Origin of the sequence: Embleya sp. NPDC005971, from assembly GCF_040629175.1 — a bacterium.
Classification (GTDB): domain Bacteria; phylum Actinomycetota; class Actinomycetes; order Streptomycetales; family Streptomycetaceae; genus Embleya.
The window spans coordinates 77,725-103,745 of the sequence record NZ_JBEXUX010000015.1 but is presented as its reverse complement, the minus strand read 5'-3'; the positions used below and the strand labels follow the sequence as shown (position 1 = coordinate 103,745).

General features: G+C 71.1%; 24 protein-coding genes. 10 read left to right on the top strand and 14 right to left on the bottom strand.

Features of this window, described 5'->3' with window-relative positions; all coding sequences use genetic code 11:
- Positions 1–795, bottom strand: a complete 795-nt coding sequence (locus ABZ374_RS16015; protein ID WP_360311231.1) for an HAD family hydrolase — start codon at positions 793–795, stop codon at positions 1–3.
- Positions 792–2,069: a serine--tRNA ligase gene (gene serS, locus ABZ374_RS16010; RefSeq protein WP_360311229.1), complete on the bottom strand. Its 1,278-nt coding sequence runs from the start codon at positions 2,067–2,069 to the stop codon at positions 792–794. The genes ABZ374_RS16015 and serS overlap by 4 nt, the downstream gene beginning before the upstream one ends.
- 102 nt (positions 2,070–2,171) lie before the next feature.
- On the opposite strand from serS, the gene ABZ374_RS16005 reads away from it, so the two are divergent.
- The gene (locus ABZ374_RS16005; RefSeq protein ID WP_360311227.1) at positions 2,172–2,984 is read left to right on the top strand and encodes a phosphatase PAP2 family protein; all 813 of its coding nucleotides are present in this window, start codon (positions 2,172–2,174) and stop codon (positions 2,982–2,984) included.
- Between the two features lie 30 nt (positions 2,985–3,014).
- Positions 3,015–4,661 (top strand): diacylglycerol kinase family protein, encoded by a 1,647-nt coding sequence (locus ABZ374_RS16000; protein WP_360311225.1) that lies wholly within the window; start codon positions 3,015–3,017, stop codon positions 4,659–4,661.
- A gap of 19 nt (positions 4,662–4,680) precedes the next feature.
- Here ABZ374_RS16000 and pheA read toward each other — a convergent pair whose 3' ends face one another.
- Positions 4,681–5,631 carry a prephenate dehydratase gene (gene pheA, locus ABZ374_RS15995; RefSeq protein WP_360311223.1) on the bottom strand — a complete coding sequence of 317 codons (951 nt, stop codon included), beginning with the start codon at positions 5,629–5,631 and terminating at the stop codon, positions 4,681–4,683.
- Positions 5,632–6,482: 851 nt separating this feature from the next.
- A complete protein-coding gene (locus tag ABZ374_RS15990) occupies positions 6,483–7,316 on the bottom strand; it encodes a BRO family protein (RefSeq protein WP_360311221.1) in 834 nt (277 codons plus the stop codon).
- Between the two features lie 322 nt (positions 7,317–7,638).
- Here ABZ374_RS15990 and ABZ374_RS15985 point away from each other — a divergent pair, with 322 nt between their 5' ends.
- From ABZ374_RS15985 to ABZ374_RS15975, 3 genes are read left to right on the top strand one after another with little or no spacing between them, the layout of a single operon-like run.
- Positions 7,639–7,968, top strand: coding sequence for a hypothetical protein (locus ABZ374_RS15985; RefSeq protein WP_360311219.1), 330 nt, complete (start codon positions 7,639–7,641; stop codon positions 7,966–7,968).
- On the top strand, positions 7,962–9,593 hold the full coding sequence (locus ABZ374_RS15980) for an alpha/beta hydrolase (RefSeq protein WP_360311217.1): 1,632 nt from the start codon (positions 7,962–7,964) through the stop codon (positions 9,591–9,593). Before ABZ374_RS15985 ends, ABZ374_RS15980 begins: the two co-directional genes overlap by 7 nt.
- Positions 9,590–10,066, top strand: coding sequence for a hypothetical protein (locus ABZ374_RS15975; RefSeq protein ID WP_360311215.1), 477 nt, complete (start codon positions 9,590–9,592; stop codon positions 10,064–10,066). The genes ABZ374_RS15980 and ABZ374_RS15975 overlap by 4 nt, the downstream gene beginning before the upstream one ends.
- On the opposite strand, the gene ABZ374_RS15970 is transcribed toward ABZ374_RS15975, so the two are convergent.
- Both ABZ374_RS15970 and ABZ374_RS15965 read right to left on the bottom strand, forming a co-directional pair.
- Positions 10,053–12,113 carry an FGLLP motif-containing membrane protein gene (locus tag ABZ374_RS15970; RefSeq protein ID WP_360311213.1) on the bottom strand — a complete coding sequence of 687 codons (2,061 nt, stop codon included), beginning with the start codon at positions 12,111–12,113 and terminating at the stop codon, positions 10,053–10,055. The genes ABZ374_RS15975 and ABZ374_RS15970 overlap by 14 nt on opposite strands.
- A gap of 98 nt (positions 12,114–12,211) precedes the next feature.
- Positions 12,212–12,967 (bottom strand): TetR/AcrR family transcriptional regulator, encoded by a 756-nt coding sequence (locus ABZ374_RS15965; RefSeq protein WP_360311211.1) that lies wholly within the window; start codon positions 12,965–12,967, stop codon positions 12,212–12,214.
- A 150-nt stretch (positions 12,968–13,117) separates the two neighbouring features.
- On the opposite strand from ABZ374_RS15965, the gene ABZ374_RS15960 reads away from it, so the two are divergent.
- Together ABZ374_RS15960 and ABZ374_RS15955 are read left to right on the top strand one after the other, a co-directional pair.
- Entirely contained in the window at positions 13,118–14,185 is a 1,068-nt protein-coding gene (locus ABZ374_RS15960) for an ATP-binding cassette domain-containing protein (RefSeq protein ID WP_360311209.1), read from the top strand.
- 8 nt (positions 14,186–14,193) lie between these two features.
- On the top strand, positions 14,194–15,012 hold the full coding sequence (locus ABZ374_RS15955; RefSeq protein ID WP_360311345.1) for an ABC transporter permease: 819 nt from the start codon (positions 14,194–14,196) through the stop codon (positions 15,010–15,012).
- 78 nt (positions 15,013–15,090) lie between these two features.
- Here the strand turns inward: ABZ374_RS15955 and ABZ374_RS15950 are convergent, their stop codons facing one another.
- A complete protein-coding gene (locus ABZ374_RS15950; protein WP_360311207.1) occupies positions 15,091–15,498 on the bottom strand; it encodes a helix-turn-helix domain-containing protein in 408 nt (135 codons plus the stop codon).
- A 67-nt stretch (positions 15,499–15,565) separates the two neighbouring features.
- On the opposite strand from ABZ374_RS15950, the gene ABZ374_RS15945 reads away from it, so the two are divergent.
- Positions 15,566–16,507, top strand: a complete 942-nt coding sequence (locus ABZ374_RS15945; RefSeq protein WP_360311205.1) for an NADP-dependent oxidoreductase — start codon at positions 15,566–15,568, stop codon at positions 16,505–16,507.
- A gap of 60 nt (positions 16,508–16,567) precedes the next feature.
- Here ABZ374_RS15945 and ABZ374_RS15940 read toward each other — a convergent pair whose 3' ends face one another.
- The 7 genes from ABZ374_RS15940 to ABZ374_RS15910 all read right to left on the bottom strand — a co-directional run bounded on the left by ABZ374_RS15940 (position 16,568) and on the right by ABZ374_RS15910 (position 24,312).
- Positions 16,568–16,993, bottom strand: a complete 426-nt coding sequence (locus ABZ374_RS15940) for a hypothetical protein (protein WP_360311203.1) — start codon at positions 16,991–16,993, stop codon at positions 16,568–16,570.
- Between the two features lie 5 nt (positions 16,994–16,998).
- The gene (efeB, locus tag ABZ374_RS15935; RefSeq protein ID WP_360311343.1) at positions 16,999–18,267 is read right to left on the bottom strand and encodes an iron uptake transporter deferrochelatase/peroxidase subunit; all 1,269 of its coding nucleotides are present in this window, start codon (positions 18,265–18,267) and stop codon (positions 16,999–17,001) included.
- A 1,145-nt stretch (positions 18,268–19,412) separates the two neighbouring features.
- The gene (locus ABZ374_RS15930) at positions 19,413–21,239 is read right to left on the bottom strand and encodes a copper resistance protein CopC (RefSeq protein WP_360311201.1); all 1,827 of its coding nucleotides are present in this window, start codon (positions 21,237–21,239) and stop codon (positions 19,413–19,415) included.
- On the bottom strand, positions 21,226–21,819 hold the full coding sequence (locus ABZ374_RS15925) for a copper chaperone PCu(A)C (RefSeq protein WP_360311199.1): 594 nt from the start codon (positions 21,817–21,819) through the stop codon (positions 21,226–21,228). Before ABZ374_RS15925 ends, ABZ374_RS15930 begins: the two co-directional genes overlap by 14 nt.
- Positions 21,816–22,535 carry an SCO family protein gene (locus ABZ374_RS15920; protein WP_360311197.1) on the bottom strand — a complete coding sequence of 240 codons (720 nt, stop codon included), beginning with the start codon at positions 22,533–22,535 and terminating at the stop codon, positions 21,816–21,818. The genes ABZ374_RS15925 and ABZ374_RS15920 overlap by 4 nt, the downstream gene beginning before the upstream one ends.
- Positions 22,536–22,702: 167 nt before the next feature.
- The gene (locus ABZ374_RS15915) at positions 22,703–23,455 is read right to left on the bottom strand and encodes a YcnI family protein (RefSeq protein WP_360311195.1); all 753 of its coding nucleotides are present in this window, start codon (positions 23,453–23,455) and stop codon (positions 22,703–22,705) included.
- Between the two features lie 128 nt (positions 23,456–23,583).
- Positions 23,584–24,312 carry a hypothetical protein gene (locus ABZ374_RS15910; RefSeq protein ID WP_360311193.1) on the bottom strand — a complete coding sequence of 243 codons (729 nt, stop codon included), beginning with the start codon at positions 24,310–24,312 and terminating at the stop codon, positions 23,584–23,586.
- 284 nt (positions 24,313–24,596) lie between these two features.
- Here ABZ374_RS15910 and ABZ374_RS15905 point away from each other — a divergent pair, with 284 nt between their 5' ends.
- Both ABZ374_RS15905 and larB read left to right on the top strand, forming a co-directional pair.
- Positions 24,597–25,037 carry an ATP-binding protein gene (locus ABZ374_RS15905; protein ID WP_360311191.1) on the top strand — a complete coding sequence of 147 codons (441 nt, stop codon included), beginning with the start codon at positions 24,597–24,599 and terminating at the stop codon, positions 25,035–25,037.
- A gap of 101 nt (positions 25,038–25,138) precedes the next feature.
- Positions 25,139–25,924 carry a nickel pincer cofactor biosynthesis protein LarB gene (gene larB, locus ABZ374_RS15900; RefSeq protein WP_360311189.1) on the top strand — a complete coding sequence of 262 codons (786 nt, stop codon included), beginning with the start codon at positions 25,139–25,141 and terminating at the stop codon, positions 25,922–25,924.
- The last annotated feature ends 97 nt before the right edge of the window (positions 25,925–26,021 follow it).

Here is a 26,021-nt window from a genome sequence, read left to right as displayed (position 1 = left end):
TCAGGCCGGGAACAGCCGCTCCAGGACCACCGCGACGCCGTCGTCCATGTTGGACAGGGTCACCTCGTCCGCGACGGCGAGCAGTTCGGTGTGGGCGTTGGCCATGGCCACGCCGTGGGCGGCCCACTTGAACATGGTGACGTCGTTGGGCATGTCGCCGAACGCGATGGTGTCGGCGGCCTTGACGCCCAGCCTGCGCGCGGCCAGGGACAGGCCGACCGCCTTGCTCAGGCCCAGCGGCAACAACTCGACGATGTTCGTGCCGGCATGCGTGACGTCCACCAGACCGGCGCAGATCTTGCGGGCGCACGCAGTCAGCCGGTCGTCGTCGTAGTCGTCGTGGTGCAGGTAGAGCTTGAGGATCGGCTCCGACCACAGCTCGTCGCGGTCACGGAGCACGTGCACCGGCAACACCGGGTTGTACGGATAACCGCGCTCCACCGCGACCTCGCCGGTCAACCCGTCCCGGCTGACCGCGAACCGTACGTCGCCCAGTTCCTCGGTCAACCGCTCGGTGGCCAGCCTGGCCAGTGCCCGGTCCAGCGTGACCGACGTGAGCAGCCGCTGCTCGCCCGCGTGGTAGACCTGCGCGCCCTGCCCGCACACCGCGAGCCCCCGGTAGCCCAACGCCTCGAACACCGGACGCGTCCAGGACACCGCGCGCCCGGTCACTATCACGTGCTTCGCACCGGCCGCGGTGACCCGGGCCAGCGCCGCACGGTTGCGCGCCGAGACGGTGTGGTCCTCGCGCAGGAGCGTGCCGTCCAGGTCGGTGGCGACCAGCGAGAAGGTCACGCCTGCACCGGTTCCAGCACCTCACGGCCGCCGAGGAACGGACGCAGCGCCGCCGGCACGACCACCGAGCCGTCCGGCTGCTGGTGGTTCTCCAGGATCGCCACGATCGTGCGCGGCACCGCGCACAGCGTGCCGTTGAGCGTGGCCAGCGGGCGGGTGCCCTGCTCGTCGCGCATCCGCACCTGAAGCCGGCGGGCCTGGAACTCGGTGCAGTTCGAGGTCGAGGTGACCTCGCGGTACTTGCCCTGGGTCGGGATCCACGCCTCGATGTCGAACTTGCGCGCGGCCGAGGCGCCGAGGTCGCCGGACGCGACGTCGATCACCCGGTACGGCAGTTCGAGCCGGTTCAGGAACTCCTTCTCCCACGCCACCAGGCGCCGGTGCTCCGCCTCGGCCTCCTCCGGCGCGACGAAGCAGAACATCTCCACCTTGTCGAACTGGTGCACCCGGATGATGCCGCGCGTGTCCTTGCCGTAGGTGCCCGCCTCGCGGCGGAAGCACGGCGAGAAGCCCGCGTAGCGCAGCGGCAGTTCGGCGGCCGGGATGATCTCGTCCATGTGGTACGCCGCGAGCGGCACCTCGGCGGTGCCCACGAGGTAGTAGTCGTCGGCCTCCAGGTGGAACACGTTCTCCGCGGCCTGGCCGAGGAAGCCGGTGCCCTCCATCGCGTGCGGACGCACCAGGGCGGGCGTCAACATCGGCGTGAAGCCGGCCTCGGTCGCCTGCGCGATGGCCATGTTGACCAGCGCGAGTTCGAGCAGCGCGCCGACGCCGGTGAGGTAGTAGAAGCGCGAGCCGGACACCTTCGCGGCCCGCTCGACGTCGATCGCCTTGAGCATCCGACCCAGCTCGACGTGGTCGCGCGGCTCGAAGCCCTCGGCCGCGAAATCGCGCGGCGTGCCGATCTCCTCGAGCGTGACGAAGTCCTCTTCGCCACCGACCGGCGCGTCCGGGTCGATCAGGTTGGCCAGCGCCTTGAGCAGTCGGTCGGTCTCGGCCTTGGCCTCGGCCTGCTCCGCGTCCGCGGTCTTGACCTCGGCGGCCAGCGCCTGGGCCCGGGTCAGCAGCTCCTGCCGCTCGTCGCCCTTGGCCTTGGAGACCTGCTTGCCCATCGACTTCTGCTCGTTGCGCAGCGCGTCGAACCGGGAACCGGACGAGCGGCGGAGCTCGTCCGCGGCGAGCAGCGCGTCGACGATGGTCTCGTCCTCGCCGCGGGCGCGCTGCGAAGCGCGGACACGGTCGGGATCCTCACGGAGCAGTCGCAGGTCGATCACGGCCAAAGCCTACCGGGGCCCCGCCAACGGATTTCGCGAGTGCGACGAAGCCGACCACCCGCAAACACACGTGCCGGCCCGAATCCGGGCTAAGAATGAGAGATGAGCACTCCCACCTGGACCAGGAAGCGCCTCGACCCGGACCGGCGATTCGGCCTCAGGCTGACCCTGGTCGCCCTCGCGCTGCTGGTGGGCGCCGTGCCGTTCGGGCTGCTCGCGCTGCTGGTGGAGACCAAGTGGTCGCCGTTGCTCGACCTGGACAAGGACGTCGCGACCGGCCTCAACGACTGGGTCCGCGAACATCCCGACTGGCAACACGCGCTGCGGATCCTCAGCGACTGGGTCTGGGATCCGAACATGTACCGGCTGCTGGTCGCCGTCATGTGCGTCTGGCTCTGGTGGCGCGGCGCCCGCCGACTGGTGGTGTGGGCGGTGGCCACCATGGTGATCGGCGGCCTGCTCGGTGCGGGGCTCAAGCTCGTCTTCACCCGGGCCCGGCCGAATCTGCCCAACCCGGTCGACCACGCAGGCGGCTGGTCCTTCCCGTCCGGGCACGCGCTGATGGGTGTGGTCGGCCCGGGGGTGCTGCTGCTGGCGCTGTTGCCGCTGATACCTCGGGTGTATCGGCCGATCGCCTGGGTGGTCGCGATCGGCTCGGCGATCGGCGTCGGCTTCACCCGGGTCGCGCTCGGCGTGCACTACGTCACGGACGTGGTCGGTGGCTGGGTGCTCGGCCTGATCGTGCTCGCCGCGACCTCCGCGGTCTTCGAATGGTGGCGCCGCGACGCCGGTCTACGGGACGTGGACGCGACCGAGGAGGGCCTGGAACCGGAGATCGAGGGGCACGACCTCGATCCGGAGATTTCACACATTCGACCCGGAACCGACGGGCACTCCTCGGATCGGCGGAACTGAAGGAAGCACGGCCGGGTAAGAATGTCGGTCATGCTCACCGAAGCAGGACGGTTCCTGCGCCGTATCGTCCTGCCCCTCGCGATATTGACGTTCGTCATGGTCGGCCTCGGTCTGCTGATCACCAAGACCCTCGACGGCGTCTGGCCGTTCACCGTCGAGGACGACCTCGATCGCACCTTCGCCGAGCATCGTTCGGGCGGCTGGAACGACGTCACGCGGTTGTTCTCCACACTGGCCGACACCCGTGTGATCATCGCCACCACGCTGCTCGCGGTCGTGGTGGCCCGCATCGTCGGCCACTCCTGGCGCGGTCCGATGTTCCTGGCCTGTTCGGTGGCCGGGCAGGCGCTGGTGTTCTTCCTCGTCCAGCTCTTCGTCGCGCGCGATCGCCCGGACGTCCCGCGCCTGGACGCGGCCGCCGCGACGTCGAGCTTCCCGTTCGGGCACACCGGCGCGGCGTTCGCGCTGTACGGCGGGCTGGCGGTGCTGCTCACCGGTCGGCTGCGCGGGCGCCGGCCGGCGGTCCTGGTCTGGGTGTTGCTCGGCGCGATACCGCTCGCGGTGGCCGGGAGCCGGATGTACCGCGGCATGCACCACCCCAGCGACGTGCTGCTGTCGATGGTGTACGCGAGCGTCGTGCTGGTGGTGATGAACCGCGCCCTGCTGTCCCCGAAGTCGGTCTGGGGCTATCGGTCCCGGCGACGCGAGGCCCCGCAGGGGGCCGACGGCGGGCTGCCGCGGGCGGCGCTGGTGGTCAATCCGATCAAGCTCGACGTGGCCGAGTCGCGCACCCGGATCGACCGGATCATGTACGACGCCGGGTGGGCCGAACCGCTGTGGCTGGAGACGACGGTGCTCGATCCGGGCGCCGGGGTGACCGCGAAGGCGTTGGCCGAGGGGGTCGACCTGGTCATCGCGGCGGGCGGCGACGGCACGATCCGCGAGTGCGCCGGTGCGCTGGCCGGTACGGACACCCCGCTCGCGGTGATCCCGGCGGGCACCGGCAACCTGCTCGCGCGCAACCTGGGCCTGCCGATCGACATCGCCGACGCGTTGCATGTGGCGATGCACGGGCGGGATCGGCGGATCGACCTGGGCACGGTGGACCCGGACGACGAACTCGCCGTCACGGCGGGCACCGAGCCGCGCTGCTTCACCGCGATGGCCGGCATCGGGCTGGACGCGGCGATGGTCGCGGACGCGCCGGACGCGCTCAAGAAGAAGGTCGGCTGGCCCGCCTACGTGGTCTCCGGTGCCCGGCACCTGCGCGATCGGCGGATGCGGGTGACGCTGACCGTGGACGACGGTGAGCCGATCCGGCGACGGGCCCGGATGGTGCTGGTCGGCAACGTGGGCGCGCTCCAGGCCGGCATGCAGTTGTTGCCGGGAGCGGCGCCGGACGACGGGCTGTTGGACGTGGTGGTGTTCGCGCCTTACGGGATGACCGGTTGGGCACACGCCACGGTCCGGGTGATAGGCCGGCGCCGCTCCCAGGAGCCGGCCGTGGTGCCGGTCAAGCAGCAACGGCTGCGCCCGATCGAGCACTTCACCGGCCGACGGGTGCTGATCGAGACCGATCGGCCGGAGCCGCGCGAGCTGGACGGCGATGCGATCGGGCCCGGCACCCGGCTCGCGGTGCGGATCCGGCCCGGCTCGCTCACGGTGCGGGTGCCCTGAGGGGCGGCGCCGTACCGATTCAGATCCCGCCACCGCCGCGGGCGCGGGCCAGCCATTCGCTCGCGTTGGCGAACTCGGCGTCCGAGGTGCCCCGGCGCAATTGCGGACGCACCCGGTCGGCGCGCGGGTAGGACCCGAGGAAGCGCACCGCCGCGCACACCCGCCGCAGCCCCATCAGCGCCTCGCCGACCCGGGCGTCGGCGACGTGGCCCTCGGCGTCCATCGAGAAGAAGTAGTGCCCGAGCCCGTCCCCGGTCGGCCGTGACTCGATCCGGGTCAGGTTGACCCCGCGGACGGCGAACTCCTGGAGGATCTCCAGGAGCGCGCCCGGGTGGTCGTCCACGATGTACGCGACCACGGTGGTGCGGTCGGCGCCGGTGGGCACGGTGGGCCGGTCCGGGCGCTCGACCAGGACGAACCGGGTGACCGCGCCCTCGACGTCGTGGATGTCGGTGATCAGCGGCACCAGGCCGTAGGGCCCGGCGGCGAACTCGCCGGCCAGGGCCGCGTCGTAGCGACCCTCCTGGACCAGGCGGGCGGCGTCGGCGTTGGACGCGGACGAGTACCAGTGCGCGTCGGGCAGGTTGGTCGAGAGCCAGTTGCGCACCTGCGGCTGGGCGTGCGAGTGGCTGGAAAGGGTCTTGATGTCGGCCAGGGTCACCCCGGGACGGACCAGCAGCGCGAAGGCGATCGGCAGCAGGATCTCGGCGGTGATCACCAGCGGGGCGCCGGTGGCCAGTTCGTCCAGCGTGATGGACACGGCACCCTCGACCGAGTTCTCCAGCGCGACCACCGCACCGTCGGCGTCGCCGCGGCGGACCGCGTCCAGGGCGGCGGGCACCGACTCCATCGGGGTGACCTCGGCGTGCTCCGCGCCCGGCAGCATGCGCAGGGCGGCCTCGGTAAAGGTGCCCGCAGGGCCGAGGTAGGTCCAGCGGGGCGCGGCGGCGGGCGTGCGGGCGTCGGACATGTCGTCACTGTACTGAGCCGGCCGGCGTGCTCCGGTCGTGTTCCGTGGTGTGGACGGTCGCGGTGTGTGGTGCCGCCGCGAGGGTGCGGGTGAGCCTGTGGAAAACGCGGCGAGGCTGGTTGTCGGGGACTGCGGGCCCGGGGGCGTCGCCGGGCTGCTCCCGGTCGCCGGGCCGGTCGTGGTGGGGGTGGCGCGACGGGGCTTCGACCGGGTGCTGGTGGGGTTCGGGGTTCGGGCGACGGGGCGGTTGTCGGCGGGGCTGTTCGTCGTCACACGCGTGCTGGGGCGGGTCGGCTTCGTGGGTCGGTGCGGGGTGGGGACGCGCACCGTCGGGGTCCCTGTCGGTGGCCGGGTGGGTGGCGGCGAACCGATGGTTGTTTCGAGGAGTGGTGCCGATCGTGACGGCGAGGGGGCCGCACCCGGCTTGCGCTGGGTGTTCGGTCCGCCGCCGGTCGGGGCGTTGGGCCGATTCCGATCGCGGGCGGCGCGAGCGGGGGCACGGGGACCGTGACGGGGCCGGTGAGGGTGGCGGGCGCCCGGGGATTCGACATGCCGTCACGGTGTGCGTGAATCGGCTCTGACCTGGGGTTTCACCGGTTGCGACGCGGCGAGGGGGGAGTCGCCGGGAGGCTGGGTCGGGGTTCCGGTCCGGGCTTCGGGCCGGGGCGGGACGGCGGGTCGGTGACCCTGCCGGGGCTTGCGTGGGCCGGCCGCTCGGCTGGGCGATGGCACTGCCGGCGTGGGCGGTGGAGGTGATCGGGGCGCGGGGGCTGCTTCGGCGCGGGTGGTGGCGGTGGTCTGGACCATCGAGGCGGTCGCGCGGGGCGGGGGCCGGCGCGGACGGAGTCGGGTCAGGGGCCCACGGGGGGCTCGGGCACGTAGCGGTAGGTCTGGCCGCGCACCGCCGAGCGCATGGTCGAGTCACTCACGCCGTGCCGGCGGGCGAGCCGATAGACCGACACCCCGTCCCGCGCCAAGCGCCGACACTCGGCGACGACCTCGGGGGTGAGGCGACGTCGATCACCGGGTGTGGGGAGGGGGACGGGCCTGTGGATAACCCTGTGGAAATCGCTGTGGAGAACTTGGGCCGGGTTGTGGGTTTCCGAGGTGGGAGGGGTCGTGTGAGCAGTAGCTGTGGACAACTGGGTCGCCGACTCGAACCCGGCGGTGAGGCGGGACACGGCCATCGTGTTGATCTCCACAGCTTTGGTCAGGTCCCCGGTACGGGCGGCGAGATCGGTGATCGAGCCGATCGCGCGGGAGAGCAGGTCATCCATGTTTTCGCTGGTGGCGGGGATGTAGCGGCCGGTGCGACGGATGGTGGGGAGGACGTCGTGGGTGACCCAGCGTCGGAAGGGCTTGGCCGTTGCCTTGTTGCTTCGCAGGATCAGTGAGTAGAGACCGGCCTCGCTGATGAAGGTCATGTTCGGGTTGCCGCCCGGGTCGGAGGTTCCGTAAGGATTGCTTACGGAAGACCTCTGACCTGCGGTTTTCTCAACACGGATGCTGGTCTTCTCGTCGTGATCGAGGTTGGTCACCGCCATCCGTGAGTTGGTGTGCTCCAGCACTGCGCACACGTCGCGGGCACAGAACCATGGGTCGTCGTCGATCATGACGACGCGCACTTGGCTTTCCCCTCCGTGGGTTCCGTAGGTGAAGATCTCGACGATGTTCGGGTGGCTCACTTCGACTCCTGGCTCGTTTGTTGTGAATTATTCTGATTAGTTCCATGTCCTTTTGACGCGGAACCCGTCTGACCTGCGGTTTTCGGGCGAGCGGGATCGTGCTTGGTGCGCCGTCGGCTTTTGTTGCGGCACCCCCCGCGTCCCCCGAACGGCTCACTTCGTTCGCCCATACGTATGAACGAGTCGGCTTGCGATCTGGTTACGCGTTGGTTGGTGAATCTGTTCGCTCTTGGGGGATTCGCGGAATTCGGTGGTCGGGCGGTTGATTTCGATGGGTATCGTTTGGTTGCAGTAGGTAATAGAGCGGTCGCTGGGAGGGATCTTGGCTGGTGGGGGCAGTGTCGGTGGGGGCGGCTCGGCGCGGGTTCGGGTCGAGACGGGGGCGCTGCGGCAGGGGGCGGCGGCGGCTCGTGAGGTGGCCGGGGCGTTGCGGCAGGCGGCCGGCAAGCCGGGGGTGGCGGTCGTCGGGTGTCCCGGGTTCGCGGTTGCGGCGGCGGCCGGCGCGTTGACGGCGGCGTGGGCGGATCACCTGCGGGCGCTCGCGGATGGGTACGGCGGGCTGGGTGAGGTGCTGACGGCGAACGCCGACGCGCACGATCGCACCGATCAGGCGGCGGCGGGTGCGTTCGCGGAGGCGCGGCGCCGATGGTGACGCTGACGCAACTGCGCGACGCCGCTTTGGGCGGGCTTGATCGGGCGGTGGCCGAGTGGACCGAACTGGCGTCCGCGTTGGACGGGTTGGTCGGGCGGGCGACGACGGGTGTCGATGGGCCGTTGCGGGCCTCGCGCTGGGAGGGCGCGGATGCGGATGCGGCGGAGCGGGGGGTGGCCGCGCGGGGTGAGCAGGTCATGGTGGCGGCGCAGGAGGCCCGCTGTGTGCTGACCGTCCTGGACACGGCGGCCGACCGACTCCGCGTCGCGCAGCAGGAGTTGTGGGCGGGGCTGGCGGAGGCCGCTGCTTCGGGGTTCACCGTGTTCGAGGACGGGCGGGTGGAGCCGGCCGATCCGACACGGCGTGCGGACGGGGCGATGAACTCGCGACGACACGAGTTGGAGCGGCGGTTGGCCACGTCGATTCGGGCCGCGACCGAGGTGGACGCGCAGTGTGCGCAGGCGCTGGGCCGGTTGCATCCGACCGGGACGGCCGACTGGGCGGATACGGCTGCGGACGGCGCGTGCGTGACGGCGTTGGCGGGCCTGGACCTCGCCACCATTCCGAAGGGTGATCCCGTCGCGGCGGCCAAGTGGTGGGCGGGGCTGAATCCGTCCGAGCGGGCGATGTATCTGGCCGGCTATCCGGCGGTGTTGGGGGCGATGGACGGGTTGCCGACGGAGGTTCGCGACCGGGCCAATCGGGTCGCGTTGGCCGAGACGAAGGTCGCGCTGGTTGCGGAATTGGCCGCCGCGCGGGCGAAGCGGGATGCGGCGGGGCGCACGGACGATGCGAAGTGGCGATTCCGCGTCACGGCGCTCAAGGAGCGCTTGGCGGCGATCGAGGGCCTGGAGGCGACACTTCGCTCCGGCGGCGACCTGTACTTGATGGGCTTCAGCGCCAAAGGCGACGGCCGCGCGATCGTCGCCATCGGCAACCCGGACACGGCGGCCCACACGGCGGTTTACGTCCCGGGGACGGGATCGGGGTTGGCGAAAATTGGCGTGGATGTCGGCAGGATGCGGAGTCTTTGGTTGGCAGCACGGCAGGAGTCTCAAGGCGGTGAAGTTTCCACCATTGCTTGGATCGACTATGACGCCCCCGACACCCTGGTGCATGCCATGTCAACATCCAATGCGGATGAGGCCGCGCCGGTTTTTGCGCGCTTTTTGCGGGGAGTGGGAGTAGCTCAGGGCATTAGTTCAAACAATCATGTCACCGTAATTGGGCATAGCTACGGATCAGTGGTTGTAGGGCAAGCGGCGCATCACAGCGGTGGACTCTTTGCGCGGGATATTGTCGTGGCTGGCAGTCCAGGTATGCATGTTACTAGAGCGCAAGACCTCGGTATCTCACCGAGGCACGTATGGGTGGGAGCGGCAGAAGGTGATCTCGTTACCGATTTTGGCGCGGGGGCGCATGCGCCGATGTCGGAGAATGGCAGGGTCCATAGGCGCGTAACTCCTGATGTTCGAGCGTTTGGCGCAAATCGATTCACCTCCGACGGTTCCAGCGGGCACAGTGAATATTGGTCGACGTCTGACCCGATGAGCTTGAACAACCAGGCGGCAATTATTACGGGAAACTATCACGATGTTCGCCTGGAGTGGGGAGAGCGGCCGTGAGGAGCTTCCTGCGCTTTCTTCTTCTGGCTTCTCTTGTGGTCGGATGTGGGCTGTCGGAGAACTTGGACGGTGGCGTGAGTCGGGCTGAAACAGACCGGACGCTTCGGGGGTACTCAAGTCGTGTTTTCGATGGCCTTGCCTTGCATGGGAGGCACGGCGATGCGGATGATATTCACCCGACTTCCTGTGAATTTCAGTCGGCGACTGAGAGCTCTAACCTGCAAGTAGTCACGCATTTTTGGCAAATTGACGATTTGCCTGTGGTGGAGATTGGAGCCGCCGTTGACCGGCTGCGCAAGTATCTTCTGCTCCAGAAGTGGCAGATTCTTGACTTCGCCGCACCGCCGGAGGTCGATAATACGCTCATCCGAGCCAAGAACCCTGAAGACGACTACGTAATCTGGGTCAAGGCAATTGGGGAGATGAATCGCGTAATCGTTCGGGTTTCCTCGCCTTGTGTCAGATTGTCCTAGGTGGCCGGAGGCGGAATATTGCCCAGAAGGTCACGGAGGTGAGTGCGGCGGTGGTGAAGAGGATGGTGGAGCGGAGCCACATGTCCTTGGTGATGCCGTCGGCGGCGCCCGTGGGGTCGAGGAGGGCGAGGACGAACAGGAACATGGCCAGGGCGTAGATGGCGGCCCAGGCCCAGCGGTTCCATTGCCACAGGGCGTGGCCGTCCATGAATCGCATCGGGAGCAGGCCGAAGACCAGGCCGACCACCGCGGCCACGAAGCACTGGGTGAGCAGGTCCTCGGCGAAGACCCAGCCGAAGGGCGCGCCGTCCGATTCGTTCAGGACGTGGGTGACCGGGATGCGCCACACCCACGCGACCACCGCGAGGCCCGCCAGGGACCACGAGCCCAGCGCGACTGCCCGGCCCTCGTCGGCCGGTGACATCCGCCGCAGGCCCGCCGAGGTGAAGGCCAGGAACAGGCCGTATACGTAGCCGGGCGTCAGATGCAGCAGGCGCGAGGCCGCGGCCAGGACCAGGGCGACGCCCAGCGCCCCCGGCAACAGCCGAGGCAGCGCCCGGATGCGCGAGACGCGGCGTCGGTATGCCTCCGCCGAGCCCTCGTACGCCAGTACGCCCAGGGGTACCGCCGCCACCAGGGCCAGCGCGAGTGCGGCGGTGCCCGCGTTCCAGCCCGTGCCCGGTTCGACCGCGACGCAGAACGCGGCCGAGAGCAGGATGAAGGCGAGCACCTGCAACTCGGGTACTCGCGGCTGCGATCGAGGCCGCGCCGCGCCCGGGCGCAGCCGGCGTCGGATCCGCAGGTGGTTGCGTTCCCAGGTCTTGTTGAACAGTTCGGCCGAGAAGCCCAGCACGGGCAGGGCCACCACCGCCGTCGCGCCGGCCAGCAGCACCGGCCGGGGCTCGTCGAACAACATGCTCGGGCTCGGCAGGTTCATCGCCGCCTCGGACCGGTCCGCCGCAGTCGCGCTCGCGGCCGCGCCGAGGACCGCGACCCGTACCGAGAAGTCGCCGTCGTACCCCGCACCCGCCGTGCAGGCGACTGTCAACGTCCCGTCTTCGCCCGGCAGTTCACGCGGCACCCGGAGCTCGCCCGCGAACCGCCCGTCGGCGGCGACCGGCACCGTACCCAGCTCGGTGGTGCCATGACGCACCGTCAGCGTGCCGGTCCCGTCGACCGGTCGGCCGCACGCGACGAATCCGCTGCCCGCGATCCGCAGTGGTTGCCCGGCGGTGGGCTGCGTGGGCGTCAGGGTCAACTCCGGCTGGGCGACCCGGAAGTCGGTACGCAGGGTGACCCCGTTGTCGGGCATGGTCGGCCCCTGCGCGAAGCAGCTCACGGTGACCGGCTGCGGGCCGCGATTCGGCCCGTCCGGCACGTTGAAGCGGTACGCCTCGCCCCGATTCCCGGTGGACTGCACGCTGAGCTTGGTCAGGTCCCGCCCACCCCAGGTCACCCGCGCGTCGTCGCTCGCGTTGTCGACGCCGCAGTGCAGGTCCGTCCACAGTGTGACCTCGGTGCCCGGCGCCCCGGTGGCCGGCTCCAGGATCAGCCGCTTCGCGGACAGGTCGGCCGGTGCCCTGCGGGTCTCCTCGGGCCGGTACGTGTCGATTTCGATCGGCGTCTGCGCGAGGACCTTCTCCTCCTCGCCGATGCAGCGCACGGCGATCCGGTTCACCGGCCCGGGGATGCTGCCCGCCGCGTTCGAGCTGTAGACCGGGGCCGGAACCTCGTGTCGGAACGCGATCGAGCCGCCGTGGGCGGTGTCCACGGGCAGGTCGGCCGCGAGCAGGTCCTGGTACTGCCCGGAACTGCCACCGTTGGCCGACAGCAGATATACGTCCACCTTGTTCAGCGCGCAGCCGGTCAGTCCGGCGCCGCGGATCGCCACCACGTCCCCGGGCTTCGCCGTGCCGGGTGTCACGGTCACCGACGCACCGGCGGCCCCGGTCGCCGGGGCGGCCAGGGCGATCGGCGCCAGCGCCAGTACCACCGCCCCGATCCCCGTCCCGAGCGCGACCCGTTTCCGCAGCATTCTGGAGTTCATGATCCCCGTTCCCCGTAGCCGAGCACCGACGATGATGCCGGCCGGTTCCGCTTCGGGGGACCGGTCCGTCGAATCCGACATCGGACGGATACCGGACGTCAGGATCGGCGGTCGATGAACGTCTCCAAGCCGTCGAGCAGGAGTCGCAGGCCGAACTCGAAGACCGCCTCGCCGTCCTGGGTGAAGCTGTCCTCGGCGAGCGCGGCCAGTCTCGGATAGCGCCCGCTCGTCATCGCCGCGTTCAGCAGCGGGGCCTGCGCGGCCCAGAACTGTTCGTCGCTGACGCCGGTGCGCTGCTCCGCGTGCACGGTGTTGAAGTGGGTGCGTGCCATACCGCTGACGTAGCCGCCGTCGATGATCGACAGGATCGTCATCTTCTCCCGGTCCGACAACGCCGCGTCCCCGATCGCGGCCAGCGTGAGTTCCAGGGCCAGCAGCGAGTTGGGGCCCAGGACCGGCCTGGCCTGATCGACGCCGAGCAACCACGGGTGCCGGTTGTACATCTGCCAGATGCCGCGCGCGACCTGTTCCAGTGCGTTGCGCCAGCCCGATCCCGGGGGGAATTCGGCGCAGTCGCCGGGTGCGTTGACCTTGTCGACCATCAGGTCGATCAACTCGGCCTTGCCCGGGACGTACCGGTAGAGCGACATCGTGCCGGACCCGATCTCGGCGGCCACCCGCCGCATCGAGACCGCGTCCAGCCCCTCGGCGTCGGCCACCGCGATCGCGGCCGTGACGATCCGGTCCAGGGTCAGCGCCGGCTTGGGGCCGCGGGCGGGTTTGCGGTCCACGCCCCACAGCAGCTCGAGGCTGCGGGCGAGGTCGCCGCTGCCGGTGTGGTCGGTGCTCGTCATGGTGTCCCCATCGTAGGAGCCGGACCGGCCGCCGAGGTCGGTGCGCCGCCCCCTCGACGTCCCGACAGAACCCGTCCGCGAAAACCGAGTACGCCGTACGCGCAATCGGGTACGGTGTACTCGGTTTACTGGAGGTCGGGAAGGAGACCGATGGGAACGTCGCTCGGCACACAGCCGGAACGGCCGATCAGGACAACGGGCCCCGCGGTCCTCGCGCAGGGCCTGACCAAGCGCTACGGCGACACGTACGCACTCGACGATTTCGACCTGACCGTGCCGCGCGGCACCGTGCAGGGACTGCTCGGCCCGAACGGGGCCGGCAAGACCACGGCGGTCCGGATCCTGTCCACGCTGCTGCGCCCGGACGGCGGCCGGGCCATGGTCGCCGGCCACGACGTGACCGGGGATCCCCGCCGGGTGCGTCGGCACATCGGGCTGGTCGGCCAGCACCCGGCGGTCGACGAGGCGGTGACGGGTCGGCGCAATCTGACCCTGTTCGGACGGCTGTTCCATCTGGACCGCCGCCGGGCGGCCCGCCGGGCGGACGAACTGCTGGAGAGCTTCGGCCTGGTCGAGGCCGCCGACCGGGGGGTCAAGCAGTACAGCGGCGGCATGCGTCGGCGGCTCGACCTGGCGGTGAGCATGATTCTCGCGCCGGACGTGCTCTTTCTGGACGAGCCGACCACCGGCCTCGACCCGCGTGGGCGCAACGAGGTCTGGGAGGCCGTGCGTTCGTTGCTCGCGGGCGGCACCGCCGTGTTGTTGACCACGCAATACCTGGACGAGGCCGACAAGTTGGCGGACCGGATCGCGGTGCTCGATCGCGGCCGCAAGATCGCCGACGACACGCCGGACCGGCTCAAGCGCGACCTGGGCGGCGATCGCATCGAGATCGTCGTACGCGACACGGCCGATCTGCCGCGCCTGGTCGAGGTGGTGGCCCGGGTGGCCGACGGCGGCGGCGAGCCGGTGACCGACCGCGAGGAACGACGGGTGACCGCGCCGGTCGGCGATCGGGTCGCGGCGCTCACCCACGTGGCCCGGACCTGCCAGGACGCGGGGATCGCGATCGAGGACATCGGTGTGCGCCGGCCGACCCTGGACGAGGTCTTCCTCCGACTGACCGGCCGGCGCGCCCACGAGCCGGACTCGCCGTCCACCGGGTCCACACCGAACCGGCCGCAGGCCGCACCCGTCGAGGAGGCGATCCGTCCGTGAGCGCGACCATGGCAGGACCGATTCAGGCGCCCGAGCGCCGGTTGTACTGGGCGATCACGGACTGTCTGACCGTCGTGCGCAACGAGCTGGTGCACATCGCCCGACAACCCAGCGCGCTGGCCTGGCAGTTGGGCTTCCCGATCGTGTCCGTGCTGCTGTTCGTGTACGTCTTCGGCAGTGCGATGGATGTGGGCGGGGCGGTCGACTACCAGGACTACGCACTGCCCGGGATGTTCGCGATGACCATGGCGCAGGGGTTCATGAACACCGCGAGCATCGTCGCGTTCACCCGCCAACTCGGGGTGATGGACCGCTATCGCTCGATGCCGATGGCACCCTCGGCGGTGGTCACCGGTCGTGGGGTGGCCGATGTGCTCGGCGCGAGCCTGGACCTCGCCGTGCTCGCGGCGATCGCGCTCGTCGTCGGCTGGCGCCCGGACGGCACCCTGCCCGAAACCCTGGCCGCCTTCGGGCTGTTGCTGCTGTTGCGCTTCGCGTTGACCTGGGTCGGGGTCTACCTGGGTCTGCTGGTGCCCAACGCGGAGGCGGCGGGCAGCCTGTTCGCGGTGGCCTTCCCGTTCGGCATCGTCTCCAGCGTCTTCACGCCGCCGTCGATGATGCCGCAGTGGCTGGGCACGGTGGCGATGTGGAACCCGGTCTCCTCCACCGCGAACGCGATCCGCGACCTGTTCGGGAACCCGGCACCACACGGCGGCGGCTGGATCGAGCAGCACGCGTTGTCGATGGCGATGCTCTGGCCGCTGCTGATCACCGCGATCTTCCTGCCGCTCGCGGTGCGGCGCTTCCAGGCGCTCGGGCGTACGTAGGTCCGCTCTCGGGCACACATAGATCTGCTACGGAACGCGAAGCGCGGGATCGGCGCTGATCGGCGGCGGCAGCGACGGTCAGACCGCCGCGGGGCGGCTCGACGCCGCTTCCTCGTAGGCCAGTTGCGCCGCGGCGATCTCCTCGATGTGGCTTTCCGACCAGGTCCGGATCTCCTGCATCAGGCCGCTGACGCTCTCGCCGAGTGCGGTCAGCGAGTATTCGACCTGCGGCGGGACGGTCGGATGGACCGTGCGCCGGACCAGGCCGTTGCGCTCCAGGTCGCGCAGCGTCTGGGTGAGCATCTTCTTGGTGATCCCGCCCAATCGGCGGCGCAGTTCGGCATAGCGCAGGGTCCCCGGATGCAGCGCCCCGACGACGAGCGCCACCCACTTGTTCGCGATCAGGTGCAGCACTGCGCGCGACGCGCAGTCGCTGAGATAGACATCGGCACCACCGAAAGGGCGCAGGTCAGGAGGGGTATGCATGAGGTACCCAGGTACCAGGAAAGTGCCTTCTTCACAACTGTGTACCCGCACGCCGATGCTTGCCCACATGACGACGAAGATGATCACCGTGCATCAGGACAAGCTCGGCGGCCCGGAGGTTCTCCGGCTGATCGAGACCGCGATACCCACGCCCGGACCGGGTGAGGTACTGGTCGAAGTGCGAGCCGCGGGGGTCAACCCGATCGACGTGAAGATCCGGGCCGGCGGGATGTGGCTGGTGCCGCCGTTCACGCTCGGCTGGGACGTCTCCGGCGTCGTCGCCGGTGTGGGCGACGGGGTGCGACGCCTCGCGGTGGGCGACGAGGTGTACGGCCTCCCGGACTTCCCGCACCCGGCCGGTGGCTACGCGGAGTTGGTGGTGGCCTCGGAGGCGTCCTTCGCGCCCAAGCCGACCTCGCTCGACCACGTGCACGCCGCCGCGTTGCCGCTGTCCGCGTCCATCGCGTGGCAGGCCCTGGTCGAGGGCGCCGAGGTGGGGCCCGGCCAACGGGTGCTGATCCACGCGGCGGCGGGCGGGGTCGGACACCTGGCGGTACAGATCGCCAAGTCCCGGGGCGCGTACGTGATCGGCACGGCGAGCGCGGCCAAGCACGAACTGCTGCGCGAGCTGGGGGTGGACGAGGTGGTGGACTACACGACCACCGACTTCGGCACGACGGTCCGCGACGTCGACGTGGTGCTCGACCTGATCGGCGGCGACTACGAGGACCGCTCGCTGCCCACGCTCCGCCCCGGCGGCCTGCTGCTCAACATCACCAACCCGCCCGCCGCCGACGTCACGGCGGCCAAGGCCGAGGCGGCGGGCCGCCGAGGGCTCACCTTCGACCTGGACCCCAACCCCGAACGCCTGGCCCTGATCGCGGCGGCGGTGGACGCCGGCGACCTGCGCCCGATCGTCTCCGAGACGTTCCCGTTGGCCGAGGTGGTCAAGGCACACGAACTGGCCGAGGCGAACCGCACCACCGGCAAGATCGTGCTGATCCCCTGAGCGGCATCCGTCGCTGCCGCCGCACCGCCGCGAGGCGGGCCGATCGAAGCCGAGCAGCCGCTACTCGGTGATCTCGATCGTGCCCGCCATGCCGGTGCCCACGTGGTACATGCAGTTGAACGTGTACGAGCCCGGCCGGCCGAAACTCAGCTTGATGTCCTGGGACTTGCCGCCCTCGGACGGTGCGACCGGCGCACCGCCGGGCAGGATCATCTGGTGCGGGGTGATCCCGGTGTCCGCCAGCGTGATCACCAACGGCCCGGTCCGGGCGCGGATCACCGACGGCGAGAAGCGCAGCTTGTCGTCCACCCGCAACTCGATCCGCTGCACCCCGTCGGCGCCCAGCGCCGCGACCCCCTCGGACGCCGCCGCGGTCGCCTCGGCCTCGCTCATGTACGAACCGGGACCGCCCTCCGCGCCCCAACTCCCGCAGCCGGTGAGCAGCAGCGGCAGGGCGAGCGCCCCCGCCAACCATCGACGTCGCATCGCCCTCAGCCCTCCAGCAGGGATTGACCGACATACCCGCCCGGGGCGCACCCCGGCGGGACCACGAACAGCGCGCTCGCCTCGTGCCGCAGGAACGGGGACAGCGCGTCGCCACGAGCCAACTTGCGCTGGATCGGCACGAAGCCGTCGTCCGGATCGTGCTGCCACGCGACGAACAGCAGCCCGGCGTCCGGAGCGCCGTCCGTGCCGAACCCGTCGTGATAGGAGTAGCCGCGGCGCAACATCGTCGCCCCTCGGTTGAACTCCGGTGCCGCCACCCGCATGTGCGCGTTCGCGGTGATCACCAGTTCGCCGTTCGGGCCGCGCTTGCCGAAGTCGGCGGCGCTGTGTTCGCCGCCACCGGTCAGCGGCGCGCCGGTGTCCTTGGCCCGGCCGATCACCCGCTCCTGATGGCCCTTGTCCAGGTCGTCCCAGGTGTCGAGCAACATCCGGATCCGGCGGAAGACCACATACGTGCCGTCCGTGGCCCAGCCCTGTTCGGGACCGACCCCGGCGGCGACGAAGATCTTCTCGTCGAACTTGGGATCGGCCGGCTTCGGATTGTTGGTGCCGTCGATCTGGCCCATCAGGTTCCGGTGCGTCCTCGGCTTGTCCGTGGCTCCGGGCGAGCGGGAGAAGCCGTTCATCTGCCAGCGGACCCGAGCCACCCCCTTGGCCAGTTTCTGCAACACGCGGACCGCGCCGAAGGCGACCAGACCGTCGTCCGCGCACACCTGGACGAACAGGTCGCCGTCGCCGCGAGCCGGGTCCAACGCGTCGTCCGGGAACGGCGGCAGCGGCTTGAGCGCGGCGGGCCGTCGGGCGGCCAGCCCCACCTTGTCGAACAGGGTCGTGCCGAAGCCGAAGGTCACCGTCAACGAGCAGGCCCCGGCGTCCGCCGCGACCTGGCCGTCGCCCGCCGCCGGTCGGCCCGAGGTCAGCTCCGCGGCCGCGTCCGACCAGCGCCGCATCAGCGCGGCGACCGCCGCCCGGTCCGCACCCGGTTCCAGGTCCCAGCCCAGGAAGACACCCTTGGCCTGGGCCGGGGTGGTGATGCCGGCCTGATGTTTCCCGTGAAACGGCACGACGGCCGTGCCGACGCGGGCCAGCGCGGGGCCGGCGTCGCCGTCGGACTCGCCGGCGAGGGCGGCCGCACCGCCGGCCGCACCGACCACCAGGCCGCCCGCGCCGGCCGCGCCCGCGACACCGACGAAGCGGCGGCGCGAGACGGCGGAACCGCTGCTCGCTCGATCGGAGGATTCCGGGCTGCTCATCACGTCGTCCTTCGCAGGTTCCTGCGGCTCGCGGACGCACTCGGCATCCCGCTCACCGTCCATCACATCCACCACGTCCACCACGGCCACGCCGCCCGGCAGGGCCGGGGAGGGCCCCCGGCGCACCACCACGACCAGCGCGAGTGCCGCACCCAGGCCGGCGCCGAGCACCAGCACGGTCAGCGCCCGGTCCAGCACGAGCCCGCCCACGAACGGCGACGACGAGCGCCACAACACCGGCAGGTCGTAGCCGGCCACCCGCAGCGCCAACACGCCGAGCGCCGGCGCGGCCAACCACGCACCGCCGACCCGCCCCCGGACCAGCAGCGCCGCACCCGCGAACGCCACCGCGCAGGACAACAGTTGCAGCAGGTTGCCGGCCAGGAACGTGCCCGCCCAGGCCCCGAAGCCGCCCGCCCGGGCCGCCGCGACCAGCGCCAGGTGCAGCACGCTCGCCGCCGCGACCACCCCCGCGAGTACGCCGTAGCCGCGCAGGGCCCGCCGACGGACCGGCCGCAGCCACACCGCCGCGAGCACCACCAGCGCGAGCCCGATCGACCCGACGATGCCCGGCCACGGGCTGGGCCCGGGCACCCAGCGCAGTTCGCCGGTGGCGGCCACCTCCCGGTCGCCGATCCGCATCGGCACGGTCCAGGTGGAGATCCGCTGGGCGCGATCCGGATCGGCCATCACCCGTGGCGGCAGCCGCTGTTGCACGATCCAGTGCACCCGCTGGTCGTACCAGCGGGCCACCGGCTCGGCGGAGATCCGGTGCCACTGCGGGGCGCCGGTCGGTTGCAGGTTCGACTTCTCGTCGACCGAGCCCCAGCGTTCGCTGCTGAGTTGCACGGCGGGCGATTGGCGGTTCTCGAACACCCCGCCCGGGCCGATCCGCAGGAACGGCTCGCTCATGTACCCGAGCACGATCACGTCCCGCGGACCGGTGTTGCGTACCTCCATCCGCGCGCCGTTCTCGATCACCCGCACCGTCAGGCCCGGATCGAGCCCGCTCGGCGAGGTCATCACGGTGTGGAAATTGCTCGGCCCCTGGCCGGACAACTCCTGCGCGAACGCGCTGCCCGCCGGGGCAAGCCAGGTGCAGGCCAAGACCCCGACCAACAGCAGCACGAGGCGGCGTAGCTGCCTCACTCGACCTCCACGGGCACCGTCACGGTGATGCGATCGACATCGGAGGTACGGATCGCGAAGGACAACTCCCAGCGTCCCGCCATCGGCATCGACAGATCGCCGAGCCAATGTCCGGGACCGCCCCGGCGCACCTGCACGTCCGCGCCGTCGATGCCCTTGCCCGGCAGCGCCATCGACACGGTCAGTTCCTCCACCTCACGGATCCGCCCGAGCGGATCGGAGAGGTAGATGTGCAGCTCGTTGGGACCCACCCGGGCCGGGTCGACGGTGATGTCGAGCTTGCCCTTGCCCGCCGCGCCGCCGGCGTCGAAGGGGACGGTGCGACTGACCGGGCCCGCCGCCTCGGACTGTTTGCGCTCGTGCGCGGTGCGGCCGGGTTCGGTGTCGGTGAGCACCGTGGTGACCCCCAGCACCGCGATCGCCAGCGCCGCCTCGATCGCGACCGCCTTGCGCAACACGGCCCACTTCGGGCCGCCCCCCGAGGACTTGGCCGTGGTCCCGCCCGCCACACCCTTGCCGCCCGCCGCCAACCGGCGCATCAGCCAGCGCCGGGAGACCCACGCACCGGCCAGCATCAGCAGCACCAGGTCGACCTTGAAGACCAGCAGCAGACCGAACGTGGTGTCGAACAGCGCGGCGAAGGAGCCCACCTGCCGCCAACTCGCGTACAACCCCGTCGCCACCAGCGCGCACACCGAGGCGAACGCGGTCCGGGAGAAGATCCGCACCGTCGGCACGTCCAGCCCCGCCTCCGGCGCCGGCTCGCCCGGGCGCACGATCAGCGTGACCACGACCGCGAGCCCGCCCAGCCAGGTGGACATCGCCAACAGGTGCAGCGTGTCCGCCGCCATCGCCAGTTCCACCTGACGGCCCACCGACGCGTGGTCGGCGATCGGCCAGGTGATCGCGATCGCGGTGCACAACACGGCCCAGACGCCGACCAGGATGTGCCGGGTACGGTCGGCCGCGTGCGCGAGCGAGGCGATCAGCCAGCCGAGCAGGGCGCCGGCCGCGCCGAGCAGCAACACCCGGACCGCGATCGCCTTGCCCAGCTTGGTGTCCAGCGTCGCGCGCAGCACCTCCGCGTCGAAGGCCGAGGACAGCCCCAGGCCGGAGGCGTTCGGGCCGTGCAACATCAGCACCGCGAGCGAGGCCAGCAGCAGCCCGCCCCACGCACCGAAGAGCAGCAGCCAGACCCGGAATCGGCCGATCGCGCCGGGCCGGGCGAGCAGCAGGAACAGCACCGCGCCGCCGAGCACCGCGAAGGACAGGTAGGCGACCCCGGTCGAGGCCCGCTCCAGCACGTCGGTCGCGGTGGAGCCCTGGTCGGTCAGGTCGGAGACCTGCACACCGCCGGACGCCTGGCCGATGTTGAAGGTGAACGCGCCCGAGATCGGGTGCGAGTCGGCCGAGACCGCACGCCAGGCGACCGTGTAGGTACCGGTGGGCAGGCCGCCGCGCAGCGGGGTGACCACGCTGGTGTCGCCGTCCGGCCCGTGCTTGGTCTGGTTGTTGTCGACCCGGGTGCCGGTCGGGTCGAACACCTTGACCCCGCCGAGGCCGATCTCCACGCCCTCGCTGAATCTCAACGTGACCGTCGCGGGCGCGGTCGACAACGTCGAACCGGACGCCGGATTGGACGACTCCAGCACGGCGTGCGCCGACGCCGCCCCGGCTCCGCCGAGCACGAGCGCGGCCAGCAACAGGGGCAGCGCGAGCAGCCACGCGAGCGCACGGCGGCCGGCCCCGCCGCCGGTTCCGGCCCGGGACGGGGGCGCTGCGGGGACGGCGGCCGGGCGGCCGGCCGGGTCAGTGACCCGCATGGCCCGCGGGATCCGCGGCGGGGGCGGCCGACGAGGCACCCGGGGCCGGCGCGTCCCCGGGGCGTTCGGTCACCCCGAGTACGGGCACCTGTACGGTGACCGGCCCGGTGGTTTGGAAGGTCAGCGTGAGCGGCACGGTGTCGCCCTTCTTCACGGCCTTGTTCGGATTCATGAACATGATGTGGTTGCCGCCGCGCGCCAGCACGCCCTTGCCGTGTGCGGGGACGTCCAGACCCGGGATGTGCTGCATCGAGTTGCCGCTGGTCTGGTGCAGCATCACCTCGCCGGACAGCGGGCTGGTCACCGAGAGCAGCCGGTCGGCGGTGTCGCCGTCGTTCTGCACGACCAGGTAGCCCGCCGCGACGTCCGCCGACGAGGGCTGCGGGATGTACGGGTCGACGATGCGCAGTTGCGGGATGCCCTTGGCGGCGCCCGCGTTCGCGGGGGCGGCGGCTTTGCGGTCGGTGGAGTCGCCGGATCCGGAATCGGCGCAGGCCACCAGCACACCGCCGATCCCGAGCGCGAGTACGCCGCCGACGGCGAGTGGTACGGCCTTGCGGGGGAGCGGGAAGAGCTTCACTTCTTGGCGTCCTCGGGGTGGATCAGCAGCGGCAGGTCATGGGCGAAGTCGTCGGACGAGTTCCCGTTCGCGGTGCCGTCCGGCAGCAGTCCGCTGCTCGCGCTGTACATGACCGGCCCCTCGTTGTTGGGCGCGAAGGCGATCACCTGGGTGCCGTGGGTGCTCACGACCTTGCCGTCGGGGCCGACGGTCGGCGGGTCGATGGAGACGCCGACCTGGCGGGCGGCGGCCTGGATCTTGTCGAACGGGCCGGTCAGGCCGACGAAGGACTTGTCCAGCGAGTCGAGCCACTCGCGCAGCGCCGCCTGGGTGTCGCGTTCCGGGTCGGTGGTCACGAAGACCACGTCCACGGTGGCCCGGTCCGGCGCGGGCAGCTTGCCGAGCGCCCGGACGATGTCGCCCATCACCGTGGGGCACGCGTCCGGGCAGTGGGTGTAGCCGAAGTACAACAGCGTGGTGCGCCCGGCCGTCTTGGCCCGGAAGTCGTACGGCTGCCCGGAGGTGTCGGTCAGGGTCAGCTCCGGCTTGCTCCACGGCGGGTCGACCGCGATGCCCTTGTACTTGGAGTTCGCCTCGCGCACCTTCACCGGCGAGCCGTCGGCGGACTTGTCGGAGTCGCCACACCCCGTGGCCAGGAGCAGCCCGGCCGCGACCAGCGCGGCGAGGCGAAGGCCGGTGCGGCGGGTCCGGCCGCGGGATTGCGTTGCGTTGCTCATCGTTCTCCAGGTCGTTGCTGCCGAGGGCCCGCATCCGACGCGTTCGGCGTCGGCGTGGACCCGGTGGCCCGGGTACGGGCACCGATGGCATCGGTGCCCGTACCCGGGCCGGGAAGTTCGCGCCCGGAACCGTGGCAGGACCTCGGCCCGAAGCGGGACCACGAGGATCAGGCGGAGGTGCTCCGACGCGACGCGCGCAGGACGGCGAACACACCGGCGCCCAGGCCGAGCACGCCGACCACGATGCCGACCACGCCGAGCGTGCGGGCGGTCGAGTCGTCGCTCTTGTCCTCGGCGACCGCGGCGACGGACGCCTTGGCGTCGGTCGAGGGCTTGGCCGAGACGGCGGCGGACGGCGTGCCGGCGGCGCCCGCCTTGGCGGTGAGCTTGAGGGTCGGGGCCGGGTACTGCGGCTCCTTGCCGTCCGCGCCGGCCAGGTCGATCCAGCGCACGACCTCGCCGCTGTCGTAGGTCTGCACGGCCTTGAAGACGAGCTTGTCGGTGTCGGTGGGCAGCTTGCCCATGGACACCTCGAAGTCCTCGAAGGTGCCCGGGTTCACCCGGGTGCCGGCCTCCGCGGTCCAGGTGATCTTGCTGACCACCTCGGTGAGCGGCTTGCCGTGGTTGTCGATCGGCGTGGCGAGCTTGGTCTTCTCGACCTCGGCCTTCCAGCCCGGCATCGCCCGGGTCTGCACCGACGTGAGCGGCTTGTCGGCGGGCAGGGTGATCTCGAGCTTGGTGGTCCCCGCGTCGTCGCGCTCGTTGGGGACCCGGAAGGCGACCTTGGCGTAGGAGCCCTGGTCGGCGGTGCCCGGCTGCACGCTCACGTGCGCGGAGGCCGAGCCCGCGAAGACGAGGATGCCGGCGCCGACCGAGGCGGCGATCACGGACAACCTGCGGCGCGTGGTGGTCATGGTCATGGGGTGTCTGCTCCATGGGTGATCCGGCCGAGGACACACGTGGTCGACCTCGGTCCGGGAGGGGACGGCAGGAAGGCGGACGCGCGCCACCGCCGATCCGGCACCCGTTCGAGCGGGGTCACCCGGGATCAGCAGGCGAGCGCGTACTCCGCCGGCGGGCCGCGCCGGGTCACCGCGTGCCGAAGCAGCGTTCGATGGATGATCGGATGCGGCTCCGCGCCGGTCCGCCGGACCCGGCCCGGCGTCTGTGCGACCGGGACCACCGGGCCGTACAAGACCGCGAGCACCACCCGCAGCGGTGCCGCGGCCAGTTCGAGCAGCGCGAACAGCGCGGCTTCGCCGCGGCGCAGCCACCAACCGGTGAGCAGGGCCGCCACCAGGTGGGCGCCCAGCATCGCGGCGCCGCCGTCGAGCAACATCGGGCCCGACCCGGACATGTGGTGGTGCCCGCCCGACGCCGGGGTCGGGAACATGGCGGGATCCACCCGCGCCGCGGTGATGATCTGTTCGGACGTCCAGCCCGAGGGCATCAGGATGTGCCCGGCCGAGTCGCGCGGGCCGCACAACAGTCGGTCCAGCAGGAAGCTCGTTCCCGAGCCGCCGGTCCCGGCCGCGCCGGTGGGCACGGCGGCGCTCGCGGCCGCGGCGAACAGGGAGTGCAGTGCGAGTTGGCCCACCGCGAGCAGTGCGGTGATCGAGCCGAGCGAGCGTTGCCGACCGGCGCCGGCGAAGGCCGAGACGAACACCACACCGAAGCCGGCGACGGGCGCCCACAGCGGCAGCGGCGCGGTCGACATCCACGCGTGACCGCATGCCGCGAGCGCGGCGCAGACCGCCGCGAACACGGCGGCGCGCACAGCGCGGAAAGGTACGGACACGGCCTGCATGACGCCCCATCGTCTCATCGCACGACGGCATCGCGTGCGCCGGGCCGACAATGTCCGTCCGGCGCCCGCCGCGGCCCCGACGCCACCCCGGACGCGCACCGGCGTGGCCCGGATACGCCCGAACGAATCGTCTTCACGGACTATTGACGACCGATCAAGTGATGTGCGCATACCGGGACCGAGCGGCGGCAATAAAACCAGGTGTGTGATCCGCCGGATTCAGCCGGACTCCCAGAGAAGTCGAAAGGCCGCTCATGGACATGAGGTGGACTGTCCACCTGCCACGGGATGCGGCGAGCGTGCCGATGGCGCGCAGGCTTTTGGTCGGCGCGATGGAGACCGCAGGGGTGGACCGAGAGATCGCGATGGAGATCGGCCTCGCGTTGTCCGAAGCGTGCGCGAATGTGGTGGAACATGCCCGAGGCGGACCGTATTCGGAATATCAGATTCGTGCCGGTATCACCGGCGACTGTTGTCGGGTGGAGATCATCGACGGCGGCCCGGGCTTTCCGCCCGAGCGGCTGCGCGGCTCGGCGCTGACGGTCGGCCCGGGCGCGGAGAACGGTCGCGGGCTGATGCTGATCCGGGCGATGACCGACCACGTGCAGCTCAGCAACCATCCCAGGCGGGGTGCGGTGTTGCGCTTCGAGAAGACGCTGCGCTGGCGCAAGGACGCGCTGGTGCCGGTGTCGTAGCACCTGTGCGGCGGCTCCCGGCGAGCTGCGGACGAAGCGGCACGGACCACCAACGGCCGTGCCGGACGGGGAAGTTCCGGTGGAAGGTTACGATCGGGGAAGTGGACCGGGCCGAGTTACGGGAATTGCTCGACCGCGTGGCCGCCGGCGAGGCGGGCGTGGACGAGGCCCTCGACGATCTCGTGCGCGGGCCCGCACAGGGTTTCGCGGACCTGGGATTCGCCCGGGTGGACACCCATCGGGAACTGCGCACCGGTGACCCCGAGGTGGTCTTCGCGGCCGGCAAGACCCCCGAACAGACCGTCGCGCTCTTTCGCCGACTGCGCGAGACGAGTCGGCGACCCGCGTTCGCGACCCGCGCCTCGGCGGACGTGGTCGACGCGGTGCGGGCGGCGTTTCCCGGCGAGACCTACACCGACGACGGCGGCACCTGCGTCGCGGTGGGCCCGCCCCCGCCGACCCGCGGCCTGGTCCGGGTGGTCTCCGCGGGTACCTCGGACGCGATGGTGGCGGGCGAGGCCGCGTTCACCGCGCGGTTGTTCGGTGCCGAGGTGGAGCGGATCGAGGACGTGGGCGTGGCCGGCATCCATCGGCTGCTCGCGGTGCTCGCCGAACTCGACGCGGCGGACTGTCTGATCGTGGTCGCCGGCATGGAGGGCGCACTGCCCAGCGTGGTGGCGGGCCTGGTGTCGGTGCCGGTGCTCGCGGTGCCCACGAGCGTGGGCTACGGCGCGTCCTTCGGCGGCCTCGCGGCGCTGCTGGCGATGCTCAACTCGTGTGCGCCCGGGGTCGCGGTGTGCAACATCGACAACGGCTTCGGGGCCGGCGTGTTCGCGGCCCGGGTGGCGCGCTCCGCCCGGGGGGACCGGACCGGCGGCACGTCGTAGGCAGGCGGGCGCCGAAGCCGGGCAACCGTGAAACGCAAGAAAGCGGTCGGTTTCGGTCGCTTCATCGGTTTCCCGGCAGGACCCCCCGTCGGCTGCG

Excerpts from the sequence above, each read along its gene's own strand:
- ABZ374_RS16005 (WP_360311227.1), top strand. The coding sequence starts at position 2,172 with ATGAGCACTCCCACCTGGACCAGGAAGCGCCTCGACCCGGACCGGCGA.
- ABZ374_RS16000 (WP_360311225.1), top strand. The coding sequence starts at position 3,015 with ATGCTCACCGAAGCAGGACGGTTCCTGCGCCGTATCGTCCTGCCCCTC.
- pheA (WP_360311223.1), bottom strand. The coding sequence starts at position 5,631 with ATGTCCGACGCCCGCACGCCCGCCGCCGCGCCCCGCTGGACCTACCTC.
- ABZ374_RS15980 (WP_360311217.1), top strand. The coding sequence starts at position 7,962 with ATGGTGACGCTGACGCAACTGCGCGACGCCGCTTTGGGCGGGCTTGAT.
- ABZ374_RS15970 (WP_360311213.1), bottom strand. The coding sequence starts at position 12,113 with ATGAACTCCAGAATGCTGCGGAAACGGGTCGCGCTCGGGACGGGGATC.
- ABZ374_RS15965 (WP_360311211.1), bottom strand. The coding sequence starts at position 12,967 with ATGACGAGCACCGACCACACCGGCAGCGGCGACCTCGCCCGCAGCCTC.
- ABZ374_RS15960 (WP_360311209.1), top strand. The coding sequence starts at position 13,118 with ATGGGAACGTCGCTCGGCACACAGCCGGAACGGCCGATCAGGACAACG.
- ABZ374_RS15955 (WP_360311345.1), top strand. The coding sequence starts at position 14,194 with ATGGCAGGACCGATTCAGGCGCCCGAGCGCCGGTTGTACTGGGCGATC.
- ABZ374_RS15950 (WP_360311207.1), bottom strand. The coding sequence starts at position 15,498 with ATGCATACCCCTCCTGACCTGCGCCCTTTCGGTGGTGCCGATGTCTAT.
- ABZ374_RS15945 (WP_360311205.1), top strand. The coding sequence starts at position 15,566 with ATGACGACGAAGATGATCACCGTGCATCAGGACAAGCTCGGCGGCCCG.
- ABZ374_RS15940 (WP_360311203.1), bottom strand. The coding sequence starts at position 16,993 with ATGCGACGTCGATGGTTGGCGGGGGCGCTCGCCCTGCCGCTGCTGCTC.
- efeB (WP_360311343.1), bottom strand. The coding sequence starts at position 18,267 with ATGAGCAGCCCGGAATCCTCCGATCGAGCGAGCAGCGGTTCCGCCGTC.
- ABZ374_RS15930 (WP_360311201.1), bottom strand. The coding sequence starts at position 21,239 with ATGCGGGTCACTGACCCGGCCGGCCGCCCGGCCGCCGTCCCCGCAGCG.
- ABZ374_RS15920 (WP_360311197.1), bottom strand. The coding sequence starts at position 22,535 with ATGAGCAACGCAACGCAATCCCGCGGCCGGACCCGCCGCACCGGCCTT.
- ABZ374_RS15915 (WP_360311195.1), bottom strand. The coding sequence starts at position 23,455 with ATGACCATGACCACCACGCGCCGCAGGTTGTCCGTGATCGCCGCCTCG.
- ABZ374_RS15905 (WP_360311191.1), top strand. The coding sequence starts at position 24,597 with ATGGACATGAGGTGGACTGTCCACCTGCCACGGGATGCGGCGAGCGTG.